The sequence below is a fragment of the Citrobacter sp. RHBSTW-00029 genome (assembly GCF_014104295.1).
Lineage (GTDB): Bacteria > Pseudomonadota > Gammaproteobacteria > Enterobacterales > Enterobacteriaceae > Citrobacter > Citrobacter youngae.
Window position 1 is genome coordinate 1 of sequence record NZ_JABXRT010000009.1, and the last position, 206, is coordinate 206.

1 protein-coding gene is annotated in these 206 nt (G+C 64.1%); it reads right to left on the reverse strand.

Features of this window, described 5'->3' with window-relative positions:
• The coding region (locus HV041_RS24875) for an SUMF1/EgtB/PvdO family nonheme iron enzyme (protein ID WP_182294306.1) at positions 1 to 206 on the reverse strand (206 nt) is incomplete at both ends.

Below are 206 nucleotides of genomic sequence, written 5' to 3' on the forward strand. Positions count from 1 at the left end.
CCCTGCGGATCCTGGCGCGGAGATGTCGCGTAATAGTCCGGGTCATACCAGTCGCTCACCCACTCGTAGCCGTTCTCTGCCATGCCGTACAGCCCGCCGGGGGTCGGCGGATAGCGATCGACGGCATAACGCACGAAGGAACTTTCCACGCCAGTGGCCTCTTCCGTAGCCTGCCGGTCCTCGCTGGTGGCGTAGTTTTCACCGCG